Origin of the sequence: Pedobacter nototheniae (genome assembly GCF_004335085.1) — a bacterium.
In the GTDB taxonomy this organism is placed as follows: Bacteria; Bacteroidota; Bacteroidia; order Sphingobacteriales; family Sphingobacteriaceae; genus Pedobacter; species Pedobacter nototheniae.
Genome location: NZ_RQRS01000050.1, coordinates 1 through 2,147, shown reverse-complemented (window position 1 = coordinate 2,147; position 2,147 = coordinate 1). Strand labels below are relative to the sequence as shown.

Genomic DNA, 2,147 nt, shown 5'->3' with positions numbered 1-2,147 from the left:
GGCATAAATCTCAATTATTTATACTTAAATATCTGAAATTCAATACAATAAAACAAATTTTAAAACTTGAAAATTGAATCTTTTATCAACAAAAAGAGGTTGCCTTTTTGAGACAACCTCTTTTTTTTTTACAAAGTACTGATATCCAAATATTTACAGAACAACATAAAGAACAACCTTTGATGGGTATTAACGATTTAAACTAAAAATCGTACTATTTTTCTAAAAATAGACAATAAAACCCCAAGAGCTTTAGGGGATTCGAACACCCTCAATTTACATCCTCAGCCGCCAAAAGTGCAAATTTCACTATAAAATCAAGTATTTCCTGGCCCCCTACCCTTGACAAATCATTGCTATTGCATAACTCATGCTTCAGGATCTTATCGACCATATCATTAGCCATTTGTTCTGGAAGGTTATTTGTAAATATATCATTTGGTTCTGCTGCTTTGTTAACTACCTTTAAACCAAAGACAAATCTAGCTGAGTTGTTCAAAATATCATCAATCCGAAACTCTTTCTGCAGAACCGGACTAGTCTGTAATAGCATAGTAAGGAGTTCTCGTTTTTTCATAGAATTATACCGATTCCATATCATGCCTAGTAGAGATAGCTGTAGTGTTTTTCTTTTCAGCTGCACTTTATTTTGTTCTTTTAGCAGCGTCGATCGTTGTAGCTCTAGTCCCATTCCGTTAATCCTTTTTTCGCAATCCGTCCTGATTAGAATAAAATCGTCATTTTCTATTTCCCCCTTTAATGAAAGTTCTTTGGCCTTTACAATCCGTTCTACTAATTTATGGGTACTTTGAACCGCCCTATTCTGTGTTACAATCTGCTCTTCAAAAAATTCTTTGCATACATATCTTAGGACATCTGAATATATCTTCTGATATGCCGCATCAGCTACGAGTTTATTTAATTCGTTCTCGACTAAATGATTAGCCTTGTCCGCACGAACTCGGAAAGCACAACAATGATGGCAGTGATAGTAAGCGTAATAAGATATTTTCCCCTTTGACTTGCTACCTGTTAATCTTCCCTTACAATTTGGACATAGCATCAATCCACGTAACGGCAATTTCTCGTCGGGTTTGAGCCTAGCAACCGTTTTTCGCTTCTCGCTATTCAAAATTCGCTGAACTTTATTGAATAATATTTCTGGTATAATTGCTTCATGATTTCCTTTTACCAAATAGGAATTGGTCCCCTCAAATTTAGGGACAACTATTTTCCCGCTGTAAAAGGGATTTCTTATTATCCGCCAAAAATGGCTTCTACTACATTTCAATCCTGAATTTACCAATCCATTGTAGATGGATTGAATATCACTATGGTCATTTGAAACGATAATTCGATATGCATTTCTTATCAACGATGCTTCCGGTTCTTTGGGGACTATTAGTTTTACCCCGCTTTTCGTTAACTGGAAAGAATATCCTAAGGGTACATTAGACGTCCATCGCCCTTCTTGCCTGGCTTTGTTTATACCCTGTTTTACATTTAGTGATCGCCTGTCATTTTCAACCTCTGATGTCGCTATATAAACAGCTAACAGAATTTTGTTTTCGGGTACGGAAAGATCGAGAGGCTGCTCGATGGCTTGAGGTTCGATTTGTAGATCTTTAAGTAACCGGATCATATAATAACTATCTGCAATGTTCCTGCTAAATCTATCCCATTTGGTAAAAAGAATTAGATCAGGGCATATTTTTTTAGGTCTCTTTATTTCCTTAATAAAATTTTTCCAAGCCGGTCTATCAAATGTCCTGGCAGAATGGTCTTCTTTTACCACCTTTAGGACAACAATGTTATTAGCAACACAAAACCGTTGCAGCCGTTCTTCTTGAACATGCAACGAATAGCCTTTTATGGCTTGTTCATCAGTGCTTACTCTGATGTATAAAATAGCAGTTGTCATAATCAAACATTTATCATTAAAACGTTTGCAACACAACTTTAAAGGAAAGTAGTCATAAGTTTGGGGATTTCGGCAATATATCCACCTGTTTTCGCACATAGTGGCTCTCCGTCACTTTTGGTGAATTATGCTGATTTTGCAAGTACCATTTTTCTTAGCAGCTGAAACCCTGCCTTGCCGTACATCTTTCTTTTAATTGTTTTAATACGATTGACCTGCCCTTCAA

The 2,147-nt window shown here is 36.1% G+C and carries 1 protein-coding gene; it reads right to left on the bottom strand.

The genetic code is table 11. The features are described 5' to 3' along the window. Window positions 1-271: 271 nt before the first annotated feature. Window positions 272-1,921, bottom strand: a complete 1,650-nt coding sequence (locus EHC72_RS22415) for a recombinase family protein (protein WP_165585921.1) — start codon at window positions 1,919-1,921, stop codon at window positions 272-274. Window positions 1,922-2,147 lie beyond the last annotated feature (226 nt).

Excerpts from the sequence above, each read along its gene's own strand:
- EHC72_RS22415 (WP_165585921.1), bottom strand. The coding sequence starts at position 1,921 with ATGACAACTGCTATTTTATACATCAGAGTAAGCACTGATGAACAAGCC.